The 21,917-nt window shown below is 58.8% G+C and carries 17 protein-coding genes and 3 pseudogenes; 10 read left to right on the top strand and 10 right to left on the bottom strand.

Features of this window, described 5'->3' with window-relative positions:
* Positions 1–13: 13 nt before the first annotated feature.
* The 5 genes from AABQ55_RS34420 to AABQ55_RS34400 are packed head-to-tail and all read left to right on the top strand — an operon-like array spanning position 14 to position 6,063.
* On the top strand, positions 14–748 hold the full coding sequence (locus tag AABQ55_RS34420; RefSeq protein WP_272809299.1) for a virB8 family protein: 735 nt from the start codon (positions 14–16) through the stop codon (positions 746–748).
* Entirely contained in the window at positions 748–1,530 is a 783-nt protein-coding gene (locus tag AABQ55_RS34415) for a TrbG/VirB9 family P-type conjugative transfer protein (protein ID WP_272809300.1), read from the top strand. The genes AABQ55_RS34420 and AABQ55_RS34415 overlap by 1 nt, the downstream gene beginning before the upstream one ends.
* The gene (gene virB10, locus AABQ55_RS34410; protein ID WP_272809301.1) at positions 1,527–2,948 is read left to right on the top strand and encodes a type IV secretion system protein VirB10; all 1,422 of its coding nucleotides are present in this window, start codon (positions 1,527–1,529) and stop codon (positions 2,946–2,948) included. Before AABQ55_RS34415 ends, virB10 begins: the two co-directional genes overlap by 4 nt.
* Entirely contained in the window at positions 2,945–3,943 is a 999-nt protein-coding gene (gene virB11 / locus AABQ55_RS34405) for a P-type DNA transfer ATPase VirB11 (protein WP_272809302.1), read from the top strand. Before virB10 ends, virB11 begins: the two co-directional genes overlap by 4 nt.
* Complete coding sequence (locus AABQ55_RS34400) at positions 3,940–6,063, top strand: type IV secretory system conjugative DNA transfer family protein (protein ID WP_272809303.1); 2,124 nt, start codon at positions 3,940–3,942, stop codon at positions 6,061–6,063. Before virB11 ends, AABQ55_RS34400 begins: the two co-directional genes overlap by 4 nt.
* A gap of 303 nt (positions 6,064–6,366) precedes the next feature.
* On the opposite strand, the gene AABQ55_RS34395 is transcribed toward AABQ55_RS34400, so the two are convergent.
* The 8 genes from AABQ55_RS34395 to AABQ55_RS34360 form a co-directional block, all read right to left on the bottom strand.
* Positions 6,367–7,206, bottom strand: a complete 840-nt coding sequence (locus AABQ55_RS34395; RefSeq protein WP_272809304.1) for a transporter substrate-binding domain-containing protein — start codon at positions 7,204–7,206, stop codon at positions 6,367–6,369.
* A 30-nt stretch (positions 7,207–7,236) separates the two neighbouring features.
* Complete coding sequence (gene alr, locus AABQ55_RS34390; RefSeq protein WP_272809305.1) at positions 7,237–8,397, bottom strand: alanine racemase; 1,161 nt, start codon at positions 8,395–8,397, stop codon at positions 7,237–7,239.
* Positions 8,394–9,152 carry an ABC transporter permease gene (locus tag AABQ55_RS34385; protein WP_272809306.1) on the bottom strand — a complete coding sequence of 253 codons (759 nt, stop codon included), beginning with the start codon at positions 9,150–9,152 and terminating at the stop codon, positions 8,394–8,396. Before AABQ55_RS34385 ends, alr begins: the two co-directional genes overlap by 4 nt.
* A gap of 10 nt (positions 9,153–9,162) precedes the next feature.
* Positions 9,163–9,840, bottom strand: a complete 678-nt coding sequence (locus tag AABQ55_RS34380) for an ABC transporter permease (protein ID WP_272809307.1) — start codon at positions 9,838–9,840, stop codon at positions 9,163–9,165.
* Positions 9,837–10,646: an ABC transporter ATP-binding protein gene (locus tag AABQ55_RS34375; RefSeq protein WP_272809308.1), complete on the bottom strand. Its 810-nt coding sequence runs from the start codon at positions 10,644–10,646 to the stop codon at positions 9,837–9,839. The genes AABQ55_RS34380 and AABQ55_RS34375 overlap by 4 nt, the downstream gene beginning before the upstream one ends.
* A 94-nt stretch (positions 10,647–10,740) precedes the next feature.
* Entirely contained in the window at positions 10,741–11,649 is a 909-nt protein-coding gene (locus AABQ55_RS34370; RefSeq protein WP_272809309.1) for a helix-turn-helix domain-containing protein, read from the bottom strand.
* A 539-nt stretch (positions 11,650–12,188) separates the two neighbouring features.
* Complete coding sequence (locus tag AABQ55_RS34365) at positions 12,189–13,403, bottom strand: MFS transporter (protein ID WP_272809343.1); 1,215 nt, start codon at positions 13,401–13,403, stop codon at positions 12,189–12,191.
* A 113-nt stretch (positions 13,404–13,516) separates the two neighbouring features.
* On the bottom strand, positions 13,517–14,398 hold the full coding sequence (locus AABQ55_RS34360) for an AraC family transcriptional regulator (protein ID WP_272809310.1): 882 nt from the start codon (positions 14,396–14,398) through the stop codon (positions 13,517–13,519).
* Between the two features lie 275 nt (positions 14,399–14,673).
* Here AABQ55_RS34360 and AABQ55_RS34355 point away from each other — a divergent pair, with 275 nt between their 5' ends.
* On the top strand, positions 14,674–15,669 hold the full coding sequence (locus AABQ55_RS34355) for a class I SAM-dependent methyltransferase (RefSeq protein ID WP_272809311.1): 996 nt from the start codon (positions 14,674–14,676) through the stop codon (positions 15,667–15,669).
* A gap of 169 nt (positions 15,670–15,838) precedes the next feature.
* A complete protein-coding gene (locus AABQ55_RS34350) occupies positions 15,839–16,069 on the top strand; it encodes a helix-turn-helix domain-containing protein (protein ID WP_338341953.1) in 231 nt (76 codons plus the stop codon).
* Positions 16,070–16,242: 173 nt separating this feature from the next.
* Here AABQ55_RS34350 and AABQ55_RS34345 read toward each other — a convergent pair.
* Together AABQ55_RS34345 and AABQ55_RS34340 are read right to left on the bottom strand one after the other, a co-directional pair.
* Positions 16,243–16,572 (bottom strand): annotated as a pseudogene (locus tag AABQ55_RS34345) (helix-turn-helix domain-containing protein); the annotation flags it as partial.
* Positions 16,573–16,756: 184 nt separating this feature from the next.
* Positions 16,757–18,787, bottom strand: a pseudogene (locus AABQ55_RS34340) (helix-hairpin-helix domain-containing protein); the annotation flags it as partial.
* A gap of 159 nt (positions 18,788–18,946) precedes the next feature.
* On the opposite strand from AABQ55_RS34340, the gene AABQ55_RS34335 reads away from it, so the two are divergent.
* The 3 genes and pseudogenes from AABQ55_RS34335 (at position 18,947) to AABQ55_RS34325 (ending at position 21,916) form a co-directional block, all read left to right on the top strand.
* The gene (locus tag AABQ55_RS34335) at positions 18,947–20,497 is read left to right on the top strand and encodes a Mu transposase C-terminal domain-containing protein (protein ID WP_272809312.1); all 1,551 of its coding nucleotides are present in this window, start codon (positions 18,947–18,949) and stop codon (positions 20,495–20,497) included.
* Positions 20,498–20,566: 69 nt separating this feature from the next.
* Positions 20,567–21,458: pseudogene (locus AABQ55_RS34330) on the top strand (TniB family NTP-binding protein).
* Positions 21,455–21,916 (top strand): TniQ family protein, encoded by a 462-nt coding sequence (locus AABQ55_RS34325; RefSeq protein WP_272809315.1) that lies wholly within the window; start codon positions 21,455–21,457, stop codon positions 21,914–21,916. Before AABQ55_RS34330 ends, AABQ55_RS34325 begins: the two are co-directional and overlap by 4 nt.
* Position 21,917: the final 1 nt, after the last annotated feature.

The raw sequence follows: 21,917 nt of genomic DNA, 5'->3' as shown, positions 1-21,917 counted from the left end.
ATCGGAAGTCCAAATGAGCAAAGCAGAGCCAACCGAACATACACCCGAAACTCCGCCGATCGACCTGACCGCCTATTGGAAAGCCGGCGCCTCATGGGAGGCGGAGCTGTATCGCAAGGAGCGTCGCTCGCGAAAGATCGCCTGGACCGTCGCGACGGTCGCGGGCATTTCCACGCTGCTCAGCCTTTCGGCCCTGAACCTCCTCGTTCCGCTGAAGCAATTCGAGGCCGTGGTGGTGATCGCCGACAAGACGACCGGTTTCGTCGAAGTCGCTCGCTCCCTGAACGAGAGCAAGCTTTCCGAGAACGACGCGATCAAGACGGCGAACATCGTGCGCTATATCCGGGCGCGCGAGACCTACGATCCTCGGGCGCTGAAGGACAATTACGATCTCGCCCAGCTCTATTCGACAGGGCAGGCCGCGACGGACCTCCGCCATGACTTCGAACCCTCGAACCCGCAATCGAAGGACAAGGTGCTCGGCCGCAACACCCGTATCGCCGTCACCATCAAGTCCGTGTCGTTCCTCAACGCTTCCACCGCGACCGTCCGCTTCTCGACGGAAACGCGGCGCGACAACACCCTCCGTCGCGAGCACTGGGTCTCGGTGGTCCGCTTCCGCTACACGACGGCGCCGCTGAAGAACGAATACCGGTTCGACAATCCGCTCGGCTTCCAGGTCGTCGAATACAGGCGCGATCAGGAATCGTTGCCCGAAGTGCTGCCGGCAGACAAGGCTGCGCGCTGATGCGGAAATCTCTCATCTCCTTCACGGCGGTTGCCCTTCTTGCCATGGCGATCCCATCGATGGCCGCCGATCCTCGCATCCGCTACATCACCTTCAACAATAACTCCGTCGTGACCGTGCCGGCCGGTCTCGGCGTCTCGACGATGATCCAGCTCGGTAGTTCCGAGGTGATCGAGACAATTTCAGCCGGCGACACGGCCAGCTGGTCGATCGTCCCCAAGAAAGGCTCCGGCATCCTGTTCGTGAAGCCGCTTCGCGAGAACGCCGAGACCAACGTCAACATCGTCACCAACCAGCGCGTCTATGCCCTGCTGCTGAAGGGGTCGGCTGCGGCCGACCTGCGCGCGGCATTCCAGGTGCGGTTCAAATATCCCGACGAAGACGTCAACGCCCGGCTGCTGGCCGCTGCGCAGGAGAGCGCCAAAGATCCGCTGCTCAAAGATCTCGATCCGAACCGCCTGAACTACGACTATGTGTTCAAGGGCGACACCAGCCTGAAGCCGCGCGTCGCCTTTGATGACGGCACGCATATGTATCTGGAGTTTCCCGACGAAATCCCCGCCATCTTCGTCGTCGAAGGCAAGCGACAGGAATCGCTCGTCAACCTGCGCACCCAGGGCAAGTACGTGGTGATCGACAAGATCGCGGCGCAGTTCACCTTGCGGGCCGGCGACAAGTGGCTGTGCCTCTACAACCGGCAGGCAAATCGCCAATCCTTCGATCTCATCGAGGACGCCTATGGGCCGAAGCGTCTCGGCAGCAAAGAGGAGCGCCAGCGATGAGCAAGATCGACTTCGACCATCTCGACGGGCAAAGCAGCGTCGCGAGCGACCGCAACGGGCGCCTCGGCAAGCTCGCCCTCCCTGTGCTGCTTCTCGTCGGCGCTGGCGTCCTGGCCTATGTCAACTGGCCAGCCGGATCACAAACCTCCAACTTGACCGAAGGCACGGGCGAGACCTTCGAGACGTCGAATTCCAGCATCCGCGATTTCCCTGACGAGCCGGTAAAGCAGGCAGCCGATCCGAACCTGGTGCAGATTCCGGTCGAGGAGAAGAAGCCCGTGGATTCCGCCACGGTCGACGTCACCGTCAACCAGGGTGATGATCTGGAAAAGCTGCGCCAGATCGAGGAGGCGCGTCGTCGCGCCGAGGAAGAGAGGCTTCGGATGGAAGAGGCGCGCAAGCGCGCCGAAGAGGACGCGAGGCTTGCCGCGCTGGAGGCCAAACGCCGCGAAGATGAAGAGAAGGCGCGGTGGGAGCGGCTGCGCTCCGAGCAGATTATCGTCGACGGCTCCGGCCGCGAAAGCCTGTCGGCCGGCGACCAGAATGTGATGGTTGCCGACGATGGCCAACTCGTCGCCGTTCCCGGCGCGGAAAGCGATGCGAACAAGGCATTCCTCGCCCAGTCGGAAAAGCAGACCGCCGGTATCGTCAAGGCGACCCGCTTCGATCGCACCGACGCGCTCGTTGCTCAGGGCACGATGATCCAAGGATTCCTGGAGACGGCGATCAACACCGACCTGCCGGGCATGGTGCGCGCCGTCGTGAGCGAGGATGTTCGGTCGCTCGATGGCGCTCGCATCCTCATTCCGAAGGGCTCCCGGCTGATTGGGGAATACAAATCTGGCCTGGCGCGCGGGCAGAAGCGCATCTTCATTGTCTGGTCCCGCGTTATTCGCTCCGACGGCCTGTCCGTCGAGATCGCCTCGCCCGGCGCCGACCGGCTCGGCCGAGCCGGATTGACCGGTAAGATCGACACGCATTTCTGGGAGCGTTTCGGCTCCGCGATCATGCTGTCGGTGATCGGCGGCGCGGCGGAATATGTCTCGGCGATTGGCGATACCGCGACGGAAAGCGCCCGCTCGATCTCAACGGTCGATCCGATCACCGGCGCGGTCACGACGATCACCACCGAGCCAAGCCGCACGGCCGCCGAAGCGCGCTCGATCGCCGCAGAGAAGTCGTCTGCTATCCTCCAGGACATCGCCAACGAGGCGTTCAAGGAAAACTCGAAAATCCCGCCGACGATCTATGTCGCCCAAGGCGAGCCGATCATCGTCTATCTGCGCCGCGATCTCGATTTCTCCGACTTTTATGCCGATCCGGTCCGGCAGGAAATGATGCGGCTGAAGCGCGGTGGGCAAATCCGACGGAATGTCGATCCGACGCCCTACTATCCAGTCGCGCCGGTTTACAAATGAATCCGTTCCCGTTTCTCGACAAAGCGCTGGAGCGGCTGAAGCCGTTTCTCGCGGATGAGCGCGTCTCCGAAATCTCGGTCAACCGGCCCGGCGAGCTGTTTATCGAACGGCTCGGCGTCGGCGGCATGGAGCGCGTGGTCGATGCGCAGTTTTCTAGTGAGTGGATCCGGACCTTGAGCGAGCGCGTCGCAGGCTCCACCAACCAGGTCGTGAACGATGAGCACCCCATCCTGTCGGCATCGCTCCCGACTGGCGAACGTTTCCAGTGCGTGTTGCCGCCGGCTGCCCCCGACGGTGGCGCGATTTCGATCCGCAAGCAGGTGATCCACGATATCGGTCTGGATGTCTATAAAGACCGCGGTGCGTTCGAGGAGACCAAGGTTGGGCGGCAGCTCACGCTTTCGGCGGCTGAGGAAGAGCTTGCCGCTATGATGCAGGGCGATGTTGATGCCATGCTGTTCCTTCGGACCGCGGTGCGCTCGCGCGTCTCGATCGCCGTTTCCGGCGGGACTTCGACCGGAAAGACGACGTTTCTCAATGCGCTCCTGAAGGAACTGCCGGACGAGGAGCGCATCGTCACCATCGAGGACACACGCGAGCTGAAGCCGATCACGCTGAACACGGTCGCGCTGCTTGCGTCGAAGGGCGACCAGGGCCGCGCCAAGGTGACGCCGCAGGAATTGCTGGAAGCCTCGCTGCGCATGCGGCCAGATCGGTTGATGCTGGGCGAGCTGCGCGGCGCCGAAGCGTTTTCGTTCCTGCAGGCGATCAATACCGGCCATCCGGGTTCACTGACGACTGTCCACGCCAACTCGGCGCGCTCGGCTTATGACCGCCTGGCGCTGATGGTCATGCAGAGCGGCGTTGCGCTCGAGAAGCAGGAGATCAGCGACTACCTGAAGGAAGTCATCCCTGTCGTCGTCCAGCTCGCGCGCCTTCCGGACGGCCGGCGTGTCGTGTCGGAAATCGTGTTCACCAAGGGAGACAGGCTATGAATCCGGCGATCCTGCTGTTCGGGCTGGTCATCGCTGGGGCTGCGGCCGCATTCGTCGCGTCCCTCGCCTATGCCGGTCTCTATTATGCCTTCGACAATTCGACCTGGATGTTCCAGGCGCTACAGGGCGATATCTTGACATCCTATCGGGCGGCGCGGCTCGATCTTGCCGCCGGCGACTGGCATCGGCCGGCAACAGCGGCCGCGGCTGGTCTCATCGCCGGCGGCGCCATGCTTCTCGCCGCGATGACCGGCAAGAAGAAATCGACGGATGCCCGGTTTCTCAGCCCGCTGGACGCGCGCGCCCTTGGCCTCACGAGGACCGGCGGCGTATTTGTCGGCCGGATCGGCGGCAGCCTGATCAAGGTTCCGGGCGGGTTCACGCAGCGCGGCTCCGGCCGGCGGCGGTTTCTGAAGCCGATGCTGTTCGGTGGCAAGAAGCTCTGGATCGACGGCGATGACGTCGGCGGCTTCGTCATCGGCCCTCCCCGGTCAGGCAAAGGCGCCTCGCTCATCGTGCCGAATTGCCTGCTCTGGCCGGACAGCATCGTCGTGCTCGATATGCGCGGCGAGACCTATGAGGCGACGGCCGGTTATCGCTCGAAGTTCTCCCGCGTTCTGCGCTTCTCGCCGGCCGACGAAAACGGCGATACCGAATGCTATAACCCGCTCGATTTTGTCGCGATCGATCCCGATCAGCGCGATATCGACATCAACTCTATCGCGACGGCATTGCTGCCGACGCCAAAGGGCGATGCCTACTGGATCTCGGACGCTCGTGCGCTGTTTGCCGGCGTCACATCCTGGGTGCTGGAAAACCCCGTTATTCTCGACAAGGACAAGAACCTCGGCACGGTCCTCAACGTTGTCGAGGGTGGCGACCAACCGCTTCGCGAGTGGCTGGAAGAGGTTGCCAATCCGGAGCTTCGCGCCGCGTGGATCAGCTCCTTCACCTATACCACCCTCGCCCGCTTTGCCGTCATGGCCAGCAAGCAATTCGATGGGGTCTATGGTTCGCTTGCCGCGGCGGTGCGGCCGTTCAAGAACAATCGCATCCTGCGCGCGACGGCCCGGTCGACGTTCGACATCCGGGCAATGCGCCGCGAGAACATGAGCCTCTATCTGGATTTCCGCATCCAGCAGATCGCCTCGATCGGGCCGATCTTCAATGTGCTGATGGTTCAGTTCATGGACTACATGTCGCGCAACATGATGAAACGCGGTGAGCGGCGCGTGCTCGTCCTGCTTGATGAGTTCCAGAATTTGGGGAAGCTGGAAAACGCATTGACCGTGGCCACCGTCCTCGGCGGCTATGGCATTCCCTGTTGGTTCTTCGTCCAGTCGTTGCGGTCGATCGACAATGTATATACCCGCGAGGGTCGGCAGACGCTCGTCAACTCTGCGCGCGCTCAGATTTTCTTCGGCGCCCAAGACCCCGAGGATCAGCGCTATGTGTCGCAGTTGCTCGGCGAGCGGAAGGAAGTGACGGTCGACAAGGCGGTTTCGACGGGTGTGACCCTGTTTGATCGCAAGGGCGCCACCATGTCGCACAAGACTGCGATGCGGCCGCTGATGCGCCCCGACGAACTGGGTTCGATGAACGAGACGCGGTGCATCATCAAGCTTCGAAATCAGCAGCCAATTTTTGGGGTTCGGAATTTTTACTATGCGGACAACGAACTGCTGAAACGCGCCTGGTTGCAGATGCGCGCGCCACCGACGGAACCAACGAACCATGATCCTGATATTTTCGAACATGATAAATCAGGGGCCGTACCTTCCCTTGCCAGCCCTTCCCAGATCAAATCGACACCCGGAGCGAAATTTGCTGGGAACAGCCCGGTGGTCACGAAGAAGCCGACGGGTCAATCGCACACCGAGCAACATCATGAACTGCGCGATTCTGCCGACGAGATACCGCGCCCCGGCAAGAGATGCGAGCCGTCCTTAGCAGGACAAGCCCCGGACTTTAAATCAGCGTTGGACGCAAGTGCTCTTCGAACGGCTGAAGCAGAGCATGCGATCGAGAAAGTCTTGACCATAATTAATATTTCTCTCCCAAAAAAGCGGCTCTTAAACAAGGTTCGGAAAGAAATAGCGTTGGCGCTCGCTCACGAATGATCAGATAAAATGAATGTGTCAGTACCACTTCCGATTATGTTGGGTCAGCGACTATAACTTTCGCCATCGACATCTAGCGTTGCCACGTGACCTTCCTAGCCACGGACGATTTCTCTATCGGAATTTCGGTGCGGATGCGGGCGTTATTGATGACGCCGTGAATACGTCCCGCAAACGTAGTTGATTTCAGCCACATTGCGCAAGCGCCGCGCCGCTTCCCAAAGATCGGCGCTTCGGCTTGAATCTTAACTCAGTCCGCCATACGCCTACAATGCTCGTGGCGGACTGATAGTTGCACTGAACCTAATGTGAAACCAGGTCCGCACCGAACCATTTCAGACTGATTGCCCTTAACGTACCATCTGTTTCGATGGCTCGAATGGCGTCATCGAATTTTCCTGACAGCACGTCGTCTCCCTTCCTTAGCCCGATCCCGACACCAGGACCGAACAATCCCCCGGAAATACGAGGGCCATATAGATGTGCAGAGCCACCATCCTTGGAATTCAGGAATGCCGTCCAAACAGAGAAATCCGCCAGGCCGCCATCAATCCGACCAGCGACGAGGTCGAGATTTAGGTTGTCTTGCTTGTCATAAGTGCGGACCTCGACAATGTCGCCAAAATACCCCCTGATAAAGGCCTCCGCGTTCGTGGAGCCCTGCACGCCGATCGATTTGCCCCTCAGATTTTCCTCCAAGTCCGCGAGGAGGCTCTTACCGGCCTCCGATTCCAATGAAAGATCGAGCTTTGCCTCGCTGTCCATCACAGGGAGCTCGAGCGATTTGGAGACGACGAAGTAGTTGGAAGTCAGTGCATAAGGCTCTGAGAAGGCTATAACTTGCCGGCGCTTCTCAGTTATCGACATCCCAGCCATGATGGCATCGTACTTCCCGACCGTCAGTGCCGGAATAATCCCGTCCCATGCCTGGGTTATGAACTCGCACTTCAGATTCGCGCGTGCACAGAGCGCCTCGCCAACATCAATGTCAAAGCCGATTGGCTTACCGGACGTATCGACTGTGTTCCACGGCGGAAAGGCGCCTTCTGTAGCAATTCTGATCGTTTTACCGTCTTCGGCATGGGCCACTCCGGCTAACAAGCCGACAACGAAAATATGCATTACCATCTTAAACCCGTTCATTTGCTTCCCCTTTTGGATCTGTGTTGTGGTTCAAGTGTAGATTCGCGGTATATGGTCACGCAGGCCTGCGTAGAGGCCGACAACGTCAGTTCCCCAAAGCACCGCGATTTCCTCGTGGGTAATCACTTGATCGCCTTGTCTGCCGAGCAGCACGACCTTGTCGCCGAACCGGGCTTCAGGGACGTTTGTGAGGTCTATACGCAGGTGCTCGAGATGTGCCGGCGGCAACAGTCGAGCTCGTTTACCGCCAACGATCGCTTCGGCATCGCGCGGGATTAGTCGAGGAAGGCCGTCCCCCCATCCCATGCCAAGGACGCCGAGGACCATGCCCGGCTGAAACCCAGGAATTTCCGGAATGGGACCGAGCGAGACATCGAGGCGCTTCACGGCGACGATGGTGGTGCAGATGGTCTTCAAAGCTGGTTGCAAGGTAAGATGGCGCGCGGGTTGCTGACCCTCCGGCAAGCCAACAAAAAGAGCCCCCGGGTCGACCGCATCCAGATCCATATCCGGATATGTGAGAACGCCCTCAGTGCTCGACATCATGGCAATGATGGGCCGGTCTCCGCGTGCCTCCGCTCCAGCCAAGATTGCCTGCATTCGCCCGAGTTGATTGGCAGCGTCCGATGGCTTTGACGTTGGCAACTCGCTCATGTGTGCATAGATGCCGTCGACCTGCACATCCGAATGTGCGTGGGCCGCGGCAAGTAGCCCGCCTGACTCTTGCAGCGTCGCGCCTGCACGAAAGAAGCCTAGATCCACCTTGATAAAGACGCGGGTTCTCGTCATCGCGGACCGCCAGCGCTCCAGTTCATCGATACTGGAAACGCTCACCGTCAGATCGAGTGCCTCCACCATCAGCCCCGCTGCCGGCAGGGCTCCTGGGTAAAGAAGGATTGGATGTCTTACACCCATCCTGCGGATGGAAACGGCGTCTGGAAGCGAGGCGACCGCAAAACCATCTGCACCCTCGGACGCCAGCGCGCCGGCTACCGGACCCGCACCGCACCCATACCCATTCCGCTTCAGGCACGCATAGACCTTGACGTTCGTCGGTAGCTGAGCGCGGAGTTGCCGGTAGTTGTGCCTTATTGCACCTAGATCGATCTCGTACCAGCTTCCCCGCAAAAGGGCGGCCTCGGCGTATCCAGGATCATATTCTTCCGAGAGCGGGACCAGAAGAGCGGTCATTGCGCCACCTTCCCTATCGCAAGTTTCTCCTGTGAATTTTGGGCAATCTCACGATTATCGTTCTCAGCCTGAACGCGGCGCTGGTGGACTGTGATGTGTCGCTCCAGTCGTCCGAAGAGGTGGACGACCACGAATGTGAAACCGAGATAGATCATGGCCGCAGAAATGAAGACTTCGTAGGGAGAGAAGGTTTGCGCCACGATCTTCCGGGCTGTTCCGGTCAGTTCCATCATGGTTATCGTGCTGGCGAGAGAACTCGCCTTCAGCATAAGGACCACCTCGTTCACGTAGGCTGGAAGCGAGAGGCGAAAGGCGATGGGCAGAACAACACGCCGCGTCCGAAGCATGTAGGGCATGCCGAGCGCCTTTGCCGCCTCGATCTCACCTCTAAGCACCGCGAGTATCCCACCGCGGAGAATTTCGGTCGTGTAAGCGGCGTTGTTGAGGGAGAACGCGATGAGCGCACACCAAAAGGGTTCCCTCAGTATGGCCCAGGCAAAGCTCGAACGGATCCACTCGATCTGGCTCACACCGTAGTAGATCAGGAAAAGCTGAACGAGGAGCGGCGTTCCACGGAACGCGAATGTATAGAGGAGCACCGGGCGAGAGAGCGCAGTCACTGTCGATGCTCGCATCAGCGAGAGCGGTAACGCGATCACGAGACCAAACAAGACGGAGATGACCGTCAGTTGAGCCGTTAGCAGCGCTCCCTCAGCCAAGAGCGGCAGAACGTCGACGATAAGGTGCCAGTTCATGATTGTTTACTCATTCTGCGATACGGACGCCGCGATTTGCGCGTCGTTCGAGCAAGGTCAGGCCGACCAGGGAAACGGAGGTGAAGGAGAGATAGAGGCCGGCGGCAATGGAATAGAAGGTCAGAGGATCGTGGGTTGAACCCGCCGCCACACCGGTCTTGCGCATCAGATCCTCGAGGCCCACTACGGAGATGAGGGCCGTATCTTTAAGCAAGGTGAGCCAGAGATTTCCGATACCCGGCAGTGCGTATCGCCACATTTGCGCGAGGATCACGAGCCGCCAGGTCTGGGTCGTAGACAGGCCGAGCGCCTGTGCCGCCTCGATCTGACCCACCGGCACTGCTCGGATCGCGGCCCTAAAGACTTCCGTGGCGTAAGCCCCGAACACGATGGTCAGCGAGAATACGCCAGCTGCGAAAGCATCGACTTCGACATAGCGGCCGAAAATTGCCGTCATCGCGACAGTGCCGCCGAAGTAAAGGATAAGGATGAGGAGGAGTTCGGGAACACCCCGAATAATTGTGGTGTAGGCATCCGCCAGTCGCTTGATTATCTGGAACCGGCTCAATTTTGCCATCGCGCCGCAGAGACCGACACCGATCCCAAAAACTAGGCTTGTCGTCGCAACGCGTAGCGTCGTTACCGTCCCGGCAGCGATTTGATCGCCGAAGCCCTGCAGGTCGATCATTGGCGCAACTCCTCGCGCTGCGCCGACAGGAATTGCTTAAGGCGGAGTGACGTGGGGTTGCCGAAGAATCCTTCGGGTTCGGCCTCTTCTTCGATCTGTCCCTGATGGAGGAACACAACCCGGTTGGACACTTGCCGCGCGAAGCCGAGTTCATGGGTAACGATGAGCATCGTCCTCCCCTCCTCTGCAAGCGACCGAATGACCTTCAACACCTCGCCCACCAGTTCCGGATCGAGTGCCGAAGTCGGCTCGTCAAAAAGAAGGATCTCGGGTTCCATCGCCAGGGCACGCGCAATCGCAATACGCTGTTGCTGCCCGCCGGAAAGGTGAGAGGGATAGGAATGACGTTTGTCGGCCAGACCAACCTTCAGCAGCAGTTCCTCCGCCCGAAGACGGGCGTCCCGTTTGGGAAGACCCAGGACGTGTATCGGCGCTTCGACGATGTTTTCGAGGACGGTCATGTGAGACCAGAGGTTGAAGCTCTGGAACACCATCCCGAGTTTCATGCGCAAGGCATTGATTTCCCGCTGACCCGTCAGGCCGGCCCGCATATTGATCTGTCGTCCGGATATCCAGATTTCACCGCCGCTCGGCTCCTCCAAGAAATTCAGGCATCGCAGCAACGTGCTTTTTCCCGAGCCGCTGCTGCCGAGGATAGAAATGACATCGCCGCGATGGGCCGTGAGGGAGACCCCCCTTATTACCTCCAAGCGGCCGAACCGCTTCTTAAGATCGCGGACATGTAACGCCACCCGCGTGGCGGGTGGGCTACAATTTGGATCGTCGAGTATGGTTTTGATGTTCACTCTGGAGCCCTCGGCTGTTGTTTGCCGAGGATGCAGATTCTATAAGGATCGCGCTTGCCGTGGATTGATGCATCTGCACGATCTGATCAAGAAATCATCCGATCGCTTCTTTGGGCCAGGCTGCACGATAGGCTACGGGTGTCATTCCGACCTCTCGACGAAACGCATTCGAGAAGTGGCTCGAATTCGAAAAGCCGCAGGCCAATGCAATGTCGGTAACGGACATTGATGAATGGCGCAGATATTCTTTTGCCCTGTCGATCCTGCGGCGAACGATAAAGGCATATGGCGGACAGCCGATTGTCTGCTTAAATGCCCTGCAGAAATGGGGGATGCTGAGGCTCACCAGTTCGGCCAGTTGAGAAAGGGATAGACCAACGTCGAGGTTCTCTTCGATTTTCTCGATGACCCTATTGAGACTTGCCGGCGTCAGCCCGCCTTTGCGGACGGAGGGAACGTATCTCTGCCTGCGGAGCAGCTGTGCGAAAATCGTTGCTACGTAGCTTTCGACCAGAAGCACGCTGAGTGGCCCTTGGTCCTGTATTTCTGCTCCGATCCCACGCGCCGCATTCATGAGGACTGGATCCTCACAACCCAGATCCGGCGACAGCGATGGTTGCAGGTTGGGCGTGGCGCGACCGAGAAGGTCCGTCACAAAAGACGGTTCGACGGAAAGCGAAAGATAAGCCGCCGTTGATGCGCCAGCTTCCCATCCCTGCCAGTTGCATCCGGCTGGAACAAAGAGAATTGAACCTGGCTTTCGACGCACGAAGCTGGCGGGTTTTCCGTCCAGGAAGTGTTGGCCTTGCTCGGATTCGCCTTGCACATTGAGCACGACAAGATGCCGGGCTGACGTGATTGCGGTTTCTTCCTTCTCCAGTCCGGTCCGCCGAACGAGTTCGGCTTGCACACGGCCCCAAGACTTGTTCTCGCGGGAGATGGTTCGGCAACTGCCGGTCTTGAAAACGGAATCCGGCGTCGAGGTCGCAGCGTTCACAGGCATCGGACCTCACCGATTTGAGGTAGGCCGTCGCCGATGGAAGCGATAAGCGATGACACGCGCCCACCGTTCTGGTCGGCGGGATCTCGAACTTGATTGATCGAAGACAAGTCGAGTGCAGGTAAACGTCTGGCTGTTGTCGCGAATTGCCGATTCCACATCGGTCGCTCCCCGGAAAGAGAGTTTGTCGCGGTGCGCCCCCGCGAAACTCACTAAACCTCCGAATGATCGGGGAGTTCGAAACTGTCCGTGACAGCCCTGTGGCCTTTAGTTCCGGAGAACCTGGACATACGTCACAGGCTCCCCGACCCAAAGATCAGAGAGTGTGATGCTGAATCGACCAGCATCAATCGCACGGAGGGGTTTCGACGCCCCAAGGCAGCGCGTACTGCCTCACGTTGAAAATAGAGAAACCGACGGTGCTTCGCTAGGGATATGTGAGGAAAAATTGCCGCCAAAGATCACTATCGCGGCACGATTGTGATATTCTGGCACTCACACCCAAATGGGTGAGGCCCGCGGCGGTTGGAACCGTCGCCAGATTAGCCCTTGCCTGCGGTCCATCGCCTGTCGGCGACACGACAGATAGTCAAAACCAAAGTTCCCACTGCAAGGATAAAGGAGAACGCAAGGAAAATGGTAGAAGGCGCGATCTCGTCCCCCACGGCTGCAACCACCCCAAACAGGACCACCCCAAGCAAAACGCCAACGCTATGCAATGCGCCTTTCGCACGGCCAAGGGCTGTCTGAGGAACGGAGGATTGCAGCATGACCTCAGTTCCGACCCTGCCCAAATTATAGAGCGCGCCGAGGATAGCGAAAATCAGGAGGGCCCACGGTATATCCAGAACCTTCAGAAGGGCGAACGAGATCGCAGTCAGGGCAAGGATCACAAGCTGTAGGATAGAAATCCTTACCGCACGTATCAGCGGGATTAGGAGGAGCGTCCCCAGGATGGATCCTGCTGACCAGGCGCCCTCCAACTGCCCGAAGTCAATCGCGTCGCCTGCCAGCTCGACAAACACGAAGCTCGGACCGGTAACGCTGACGAGCACCCCTCCGGTATAGAGGAGCGCATAGATAGCACCAAGTTGAAGCAAATGCGCATCGATCTGAAATGCCGATCTTGGGTCTGCGCCGGTGCCAGATTGAGGAGACAGCTCGCGCCGCACTGCCAGCATGAAGCAAACTGACAGCACGAATGCCGCCGCGAGTAGAGTAAATGTGTAGGTCGGAATGGAGAAGTGCAGGAGCACACCGGTGAGCACTGCCGCGGCGAGGCTCCCCGACTGCATGAGAAAGAACACCATCGAGTTCGCGGCTGGTAGTGACAGGCCGGCGCCAACGGCGGGTATCATCGACTGGGACGATGTAAGTGCAATCCGGTCGCATGTCGCGAATAATATTGCAGACAACCAGATCGCCCAGCGCGTATCGATTACGATCAGAAGCACCGCCAGCGCCAATGCACCAGCAAACCGGAAAACGTCAGCCACAACACACAGGAGGCGGCGGTCGTACCGATCTGAAAGCCAGCCGGCGAAGGGGCTCGTTAGCAGCTCCGTGACACTGATGATCGCGAAAAAAGCCGCGACTGCGGCAGCGCCATATCCTTGCGTCACCAGGATCCACGCGCAGCCTATTTGGTACCCGTTTCGCCCAACGGCCGAAATGAAAGTGCTCGCCAGGAACCAATTGAACGACCGCGATGCTTGAGTGGCGGTCCGAGGATCTACGACACTACCTGGTGGGTACATTGGCGGGGCCTTTTCGGTCGATATGCCATATTGATAAGAGGCCTCCCCGCGACACCGCTTTCGAACCGTGACGACATTGTCGAAAAAGTGCCAAATAATCTGCCGACAGCCCGTCAAATTCTCCACCTTCGACGAAACTCCGACGGGCCAGCACCATAGGCACGCTTGAAGGCGTACGCGAAATGACTGGAACTCGCGAATCCGCAATCGAGTGCAATGTCGGTGGCGGAGCGATCCGTCGCCCGAAGAAGATCGACAGCGCGTTTCAGCCGGAGATCCGCTACAAAGGCGAAGGGAGTCATCCCGGTCGACTGCTTGAACGCACGAAAGAAATGACGCCTACTGACACCTATTTCTCCGGCGAGCTCGTCAAGGCTCGGCGGGTTCATCAGGCGAGCATCTATCAGGGCCACCACCCGTTTCAGGTAGAACGGCGAGAGGCCGCCTTTGGCGGGTTCCAAGTACAGACCGTTCAGTCTGACCATCTGGACGAACATCTGGATCACTTGGCTCTCTACCATGATAACGCTGGCCGGATCGGGATTCTTGAGTTCCGTTGCGATCGTCTGAAGACACGTCTCGATCATGCCGTCGCGAAACCCGATGGATGGCTGCAATCCCATGACATTGTCGGCGCCGAGCGTTTGCTCGATAAAGGTAGCGTCGATAGAGACAAAGAGATAGCAACCTCTCGCGTCCCCTTCGTCCCACCCTGTCCATTCGCTATGCGCCGGCAAGAAAACAACCGATCCTGGTCGGCGCGGCGTGAAGGCCACACGGCGCCCATCCACATAGTCCTCTCCGAATTTAGCATCACCCTGCAGATTGATCATTAGTGCGTGCTGTTCGGCTTCAATCCGCGTCTCCTGGCGGAGCAACCCGGTTCGCTTGACAAAATCCGCCCGCACGAGACCCCAGTCTATATGCTGGTGCACAAGCGTCCTGTGATCGGAACGGCGAACCACATCAGGCTGGAAGTCACGCGTCTCGGCCAAGAGAAGTAGTCCCCCTAAATCATCTCAAAACCGTATCGACAATAGAATGATCTTGAGTTGCTAAACAACCGCTGGATAACCCACGGTTGGACAATGATGGCACTTTCATGAAAAAACGGCATGTCCATGAAAGCGCTTTGCCAAATGCAGCATTACCACTGGAACCACGACGCCGCTCGCGAAAAACCAGGCCTAAGTGCATGAAATTACGTCCGATTTATGCGTTTTCGATTGGCAGCTTCGTATCCTCCCCTTTCTCTACGAGGTGTGCTGTGATGCAGGATTTCAATGAATTTTTCACCGAATGCAACCTTGCGCCGCGTTTGAACCATCTGGCGGGTTTCTTCGCCGAGACCGCCGCCGGCAAGGCCGGTGTGCCGGTTCGCAAACCGATTGTGGACACGCGCCTCTTGCCCCACGACGCGTTGCTTCATCGAATTGTCGAGCTACATTCGCGCCGCCAGGGCTTCTTCGATCAGCATTATCACGGCAGCATTCCGTACCGCCTGGAGGAAGAATGCCGCATGGCTCACGCGCTCTTGCGATACGGCCAGCTTAGCATGACCAACGTGTTGCTATATAGCCTCGGCACCGCCGAAGGCACGATGGCGCGCACGCTTTCGGAAATGAGCCGAGGCAAAATCCAGTCTCTATCTTGCAGTCCCAATGAAGAAAACTACAAGTGCTTCATGGCGTTCGGCGAGCCCCCGCACGCCAGTTTCTTTCTCGGCCCCTTCCATCGATTGACCAAGGATTACCTCTATTCCGAGCGCAACCTGGAGCAGTTCACGGGAGGCTTCGACTTCATCCTGGAGGATACGACATTTCAGATGTACTCACCCAACAGGCGCCAACAGATCGCGTTCGTGGCCCAACATCTGAAGGAAGATGGAATTCTCCTCTTTGTCGAGAAGTTCCGCTCTCTCGATCCCGGTGACTATCAGGGGCGCGAGTCTCAAAAGGATTTCGGCTTCAAGACTCGGTATTTCGGCACCGATGAAATAGAACGGAAATCCAAGCTGGTGCTAGCCACCATGCACAACAGCGAGGTCACTTTGGCCGAAATGGCGGCAGCCGTGTACACACATTTCAGGCATTGCGTCATCACGTGGAATAGCGGCAACTTCTATGGCCTCGCCGCCAGCAACAGCAAAGAGAACCTCTGGCGCTACCTTTCCTTGATGGTGCAGCCCGCAATCCCCACTGAATACGTCTACGATCCTGAACCTTACACCGAACTGGCGAATTGGGTGGATGATCGGAAGACATAGCCGGCGGCTAGTCCCGCCGTACGGCGCTAAACAGCGCACTTGGCTAAACTGCATTATTCTTGTCGGTATGTGGGATGCCTCGGAATGCTCTACGGAACGTCGAAATACCGCACCTAATGGTTGATGTAGCCTCTACTAAGCATCGCAAGCATAGAAGGGAGGAACGCCGATGCCTATCGAGAGTCCAGCGGACATAATTTCTCACCTCGCACAGCGAATGGAGGACAAGGGGACAAGTCCCCGAAAGCTCGCACAACTGACTGGAGTTCCAGAAAACAGATTCGAACTGATTCAGACCGGTGACTGGGAAAATCTGACCATTCGGGAAATTGCAGTCATCTCCGAGGCGCTCGACGTCGACCTGTGCAGCCTTATTATCGGTGGTTCAGCAACCCTGTAACGGGATGGTCGAAGATCCCCCTCCCAAAGCCACTCCCGCTCTCCTTTGCAGTCAGTTCAGCCACCGCACAGGCGGACGACCGGTACGCCCGAAGGAAAGGTGGCGGCGCTTTGCCGGACGAGATAAGAGCGGTTGCCGCCGTTGTTCCTTGCTGATGTCGTGAGCAATCGTATCAAAGTAACCGCTATACTCTGAAATCCATCGCGCTCGGCAAGCTTCTTGGCTGCCGGTGTCGGCCAGAAGTACGCATAGCGTTCGCGAACCAACGTCATCGCGTAATCCCGAACCCCGTCACTGATCCGGGTGTTAGACGGCCGGCCGATCGCCTTGCGCCGGATCGACGCCGCGCCGCCAGTTCGTATCCGCTCCAACAGCCGACGCACCTGGCACTCGCTCAGGTCAATCACATGCGCCGCCGACACCATCGTCATGCGCCCGGCGACCACCTTCGATAAAGTCTCGATCCGCTGCAGGTCACGCTCGCTCATCGCTATCAATCCCATCTGCAATCTCCCAGGCCGCATTCAGACCGGAGAGTGTGACATTCCAACTTTGCAGAAACAGGACACTTTAACTTTGCGGCTACAATCACATATCGCGCAAGCATATTATGGAACTTCTTGTGAACTGCATGTCCGAGATTGCGCGGGGCCAAGCGAAAATGCTTACGCGGCATCGTCCACACCTTCAATGGAAGTTCCGACTTTTCACCTTGAGCCGATCAATATGCAGATCGGGAATATAGATATCGCGCGCCGGAGCTGCTGCCGTCTTCCGTTCGCGCGAATCGGGCGCGCCGCCGCCATGGGCGAACTCATCCCCTCGCCCATGTGGCAGCGGAAATGCGTCGCCTCGCTCGCCGAGCCTGCAGAGATCCTCCGAGAGGTCGAACAGCCGTTGCGCGACGAGGTGGACAACATCGCCCTCTCGCTGGATCTTGCCGTTGATGGCAATCATCGAGGCCGAGAGAACCAAGCGGCGCTGTCGCTCGAACACCGTTGGCCAAACGACGGCGTTCACGATGCCCGTCTCGTCCTCCAGCGTCATAAACATCACACCCTTCGCCGATCCGGGCCGCTGACGTACGAGGACGAGGCCGCCTGTCATCAGCCACCGGCCATCGCGTTCGGCCATCGCTTCGGCACAGGTCACCATACGTTTGCGCCGCAGATCCTCCCGTAGGAACGAAACAGGATGTTGCCGCAGCGTTAGACCGACATGGGAATAATCCTCGACAACTTCATGTCCCGCTCTCATTGGGGCTAGGCGGACGTCGGGCTCCTTTATCTCGGAGACCTGCCGCGCCTCCCGCTCTGCGGCTGCCGCCCAAAGCTCCAGGGGTTCGTCCCGCAGCGCCTTGATCGCCCAGAGCGCATCCCGGCGCTGAAGATTGAGCGACGATAGAAAGGCATCCGCTTCCGCCAGTTTGACCAGTGAAGCTGTCGGTACCCCGGACCGCCGCCAGACATCATCGACCGACGAGAACGGCTCATCGGCGCGCGCGGCAACGATCCTCGCCGCATCCGCCGTGGAGAGGCCCTTCACCATGCGCATCCCAAGACGGACGGCGTGATAGCTACGCCCCTCGACCTCCTCCAATGTGCAGTCCCAACGAGAGACGTTTATGCAAACCGGCCGCACCTCCACCCCGTGTGCCCTGGCATCGGCCACGATCTGCGCCGGCGCATAAAACCCCATCGGCTGCGAGTTCAGGAGAGCGGCGCAGAAGGCGTCGGGATGGTGGTATTTCACCCAGCTGGAGGCATAGGCGATCAGAGCGAAGCTCGCGGCATGGCTCTCCGGAAACCCATAGCTTCCAAATCCCTCAAGCTGCGAGAAGGTCTTTTCAGCGAGCTCCGCGCTGTAGCCGTTGCGGACCATGCCGGTAACCAACTTGTCCTTGAACTTGGACACACCGCCGGTGAACTTGAACGTCGCCATGGATTTGCGGAGCTGGTCGGCCTCGCCACCGGTGAAGCCGGCGCAGACCATCGCAACCTTCATGGCGCTTTCCTGGAACAGTGGGACACCGAGCGTCTTCGACAGAACCGCCTCCAGCTCCGGCGTCGGATAGTCGACCTTTTCCTTGCCCTCACGCCGGCGAAGATATGGGTGGACCATGTCGCCCTGGATAGGGCCGGGCCGCACGATGGCCACCTGAATGACCAGATCGTAGAAGGTATTTGGCTTCAGCCGCGGCAGCATCGACATCTGCGCGCGGCTTTCGATCTGGAACGTGCCGAGCGTGTCGGCCCTGCTGATCATCGCATAGGTCTTCTTGTCTTCAGCAGGAATGGTAGCGAGGTCCCGCACATCACCCTTGTGCTCCGCCATCAGCGCAAACGCCTTCGCCATGCAGGTAAGCATGCCCAGCGCCAGCACATCGACCTTCATGAACTTAAGCGCTTCGATATCGTCCTTGTCCCATTCGATGACCTGCCGGTCATCCATGCGAGCCGGTTCGATCGGAACGAGGTCGTCGAGCCGATCCTGCGTCAGCACGAAGCCGCCCGGATGCTGGCCGAGGTGTCGCGGCGCGCCCATCAGCTGCTGGGCAAGCTCCAGCGTCAGTTTCAGCCGATAGTCCGCCGTGTTGAGATTGTTCTCCTTCAACTGGCGTTCGGACACCCCTTCCGACCAGCCCCAGACGCCGGAGGACAGTTGCCCGATCATGTCTTCAGGCAGGCCAAGCGCCTTGCCGACGTCACGCAGAGCACCTGTGACTTTCCATCAAACCTCAAGAATCGAATTCTTATGGTATCAATGAGTTACGCAAGCACTTAATTTGATAATTGGCAGTTAATGATGATAATCATCGCTTGATTTGGCACTTAATGCGAGAATAATGGTACTCATGTTTTTGCGCCGAGAGCCGCGATGTCCGAGCCGTTTGCCGATGAGATCGATGACATTGACTGGGACGAGGCGTGCCGCAAGGCGGACGTGATCCGTGAATTCCTGCGTCGAGAGTCTGGCCCAACAACGACAGGCCAGATACGTAAGCTTGCCGGCGAGCTTCGGTTAAGCCAGGCATCGGCCTATCGGTTGCTAAAGCTATTTCGAGAAGGCGGGACCGTACTCTCACTTGTCGGACGCAAAGCCGGTCGCCCGGTCGGTCACAGGGTTCTCGACGAGGCGCGCGACGACATTATCAGGGCGGAGATCAAACGTTTCTATCTGAAGAAGACCCGTCCATCCGTATCGGCGCTCGTGCGGGAGGTTAACGCCAGCTGCCGCGTTGCGGGCTTGCCAACGCCTCATCGGAGAACGATCGTCGCACGTATCGAAGTCGTCGATCTTGCCAAGCGCGCCAAAGCGCGCGGTGAAACGGAGATCGAGAAGTCTACCATTGCCGTTCCGGGTAGGTTCGAAGTTTCGAGGCCGCTGCAGGTTGTTCAGATTGATCACACCAGGGCAGATATTTTTGTCGTCGATGAAGAAAACCGCCAGCCGATCGGCCGGCCCTGGCTGACGCTGGCCATGGATGTTTGCAGTAGGATGGTCACCGGCTTCTATCTCACCATGGCGGCGCCGTCTCGACTATCAACCAGCCTATGTCTGTTGCATTCGGTGTTCGACAAGTCTGCGTGGCTTCGAGAACGCGAGATCGCGGACCCTTGGCCCGTCGCTGGCTTGCCGGATCGACTCCATGTCGACAACGGCCGGGACTTCCGCAGCCGTGCCTTTCAGCGAGGTTGCGAGGATGCCGGTATCGAAATCGACTGGCGTCCTCCGGGAGAACCCCGGTTCGGCGGTCACATCGAGCGTCTGATTGGCACACAGATGGGCAAGCTTCATCTGCTCCCCGGCACTACATTCAGCAATCCTGATGAGTTGGGAGAGTATAATCCACGCAAGCATTCGGCATTCACGTTGCGTGAACTCGAGCGCTACATCGCACTCGACATCGTCGGCGATTACCATCAATCGATCCACAGTAGCCTCAAGCGGCCGCCGATCGCTGTATGGCGCGAGCATGAGGGATCAATCCCGTTGCGGCTTCCACGGGATCGAATGCACTTCTGGCTCACCTTCCTGCCCGAAGACGAACGAACACTGAGGCCTAACGGCATCCATATCTTCGGACTGCGGTACTGGTCCGCCGCGCTGGCCGCTGATGTCGGACGGACCGGCAAGCGGCGCCTGTTGATCAAATATGATCCCAGGGATTTGTCGCGCATATTCGTTCGGCGTTTGTCGGGCAACTTCGTGGAAGCCCGATACGGCGACATCACCTTGCCTTCCATTACGCTTGCCGAAGCCAAGGCATCGCGAGATTCGTTGTTGGCAAAGGGGAAGCGCGAAATCGATATGGGAACAATAGTGCGCACCGCCATTGCCCGACGCCAGTTGGTTGACAGTGCGCAACGAATGACTACCGCGGCGCGGCAAGGCCGTCAGCCGCAAGCCAAGAGTGGATCACCGTGAATGGGGCTCGCTTCGCGGCGTCGATTCCAGCAAACCCGTACCCTTTGTCGAGGATACCGACTGACCCCCATGGCCAATGACATTTCCCATCTCACCGCTGACGCAGCCTACTGGCTTGGTGAGAACGACGAGCGGCGCGTTCGCGCCATCCAGGCACGCCGCTGGGTTCTCTACCTCCGCGCCAAACAAGTTTTGGAACGGCTGAACCGGCTCCTCGATCATCCGCGTGGCACACGGATGCCATCGGTCGCCATCGGTCGCCATCTATGGCGATAGCGGCATGGGCAAGACCATGCTGATGAAGCGCTTTCGCGACGATCATCCGCCGAGCTTTGATCTTAGGACAGGTATACTCAAGACGCCAGTTCTGGCGATGGAGATGACGAGCCGGCCAGGAGAAAGGCGGTTCTACGCCGAACTTCTGACGTTGCTTGGAGCGCCACAGCGCCCGCGCGCCGACATCGCCCAGATGGAACAGGCCGCCCTTCGCATTATGGAAGCAATCGGCGTCCAGGTTCTCGTCATCGACGAGGTGCACAATATCCTGGCCGGCACGTACCGAGAGCAACGCATCGTCCTCAACACGCTACGCTTTCTCAGCAATCGCCTGCAGATCTCACTTGTCTGTTTCGGCGTCAACGAAGCCCGCGAGGCTATCGGAGGTGATGTCCAGCTCGCGCGACGGTTCGAGCAGTTCACCTTGAGTCGATGGGCGGCAAATGAGCAGTTTGAGACACTTGTGACGTCGATCCTGCGCAACACGCCATTGCGAAAGCCGTCTGTTCTGACCCCGAAGTCATTGCGGCGAATGCTGCAGATCACCGAGGGCATCACGGCCAACATATTCCACATGATGAACAGCCTTGCCGTCGAGGCAGTTGAGACTGGGGCCGAGCAGGTCACGGATGAAGCAATTGAGCGTTGGGTACCGGAGTTCGACGCCGAAGCCGCATTTGCATGAGCCGCTTCACCAGCGCCGGATTGCCGCCCTCAAGACTGCCGGTCTGCTTCAAGCCGCATCGGGATGAGTTGTTGTCGTCCTGGATCGGACGTCATGCCGACTTCTACGCAGTGCCGTCGCTCGTCATGCTTCGGCATTGCTTGCCAGAGGCCGCATCGTTGCGAGCAGCTGACCTCAATCTGGCTGAAAACCAGGAAGTTCGCCTCGCCAACATGTTCGCTGCAGAGCAGGCTGACATACACCGTATGACCTTCACCAACGTCCCGCCGTCGTTCCATTCGATGGATCGCCGTGAGGCCGTCACAGCGTTGCACAATCTGCAATCCTGTCCATGCGGCGCCCCTACCCGTGCTGCGAAGCCAGCTGCTGGGCTGGCGGATCACATGCTCTCGCTGTGGAGACCTCCTACGAGACCGAGATGGGCACGAAGTCCCCTCTCCTTTCCGGCATTATCATAGC

The organism is Shinella sp. WSD5-1, from assembly GCF_963942435.1.
GTDB classification, from domain to species: domain Bacteria; phylum Pseudomonadota; class Alphaproteobacteria; order Rhizobiales; family Rhizobiaceae; genus Shinella; species Shinella yambaruensis.
The sequence above is the reverse complement of the archived record's forward strand: the minus strand, read 5'-3'. Positions and strand labels throughout refer to the sequence as shown.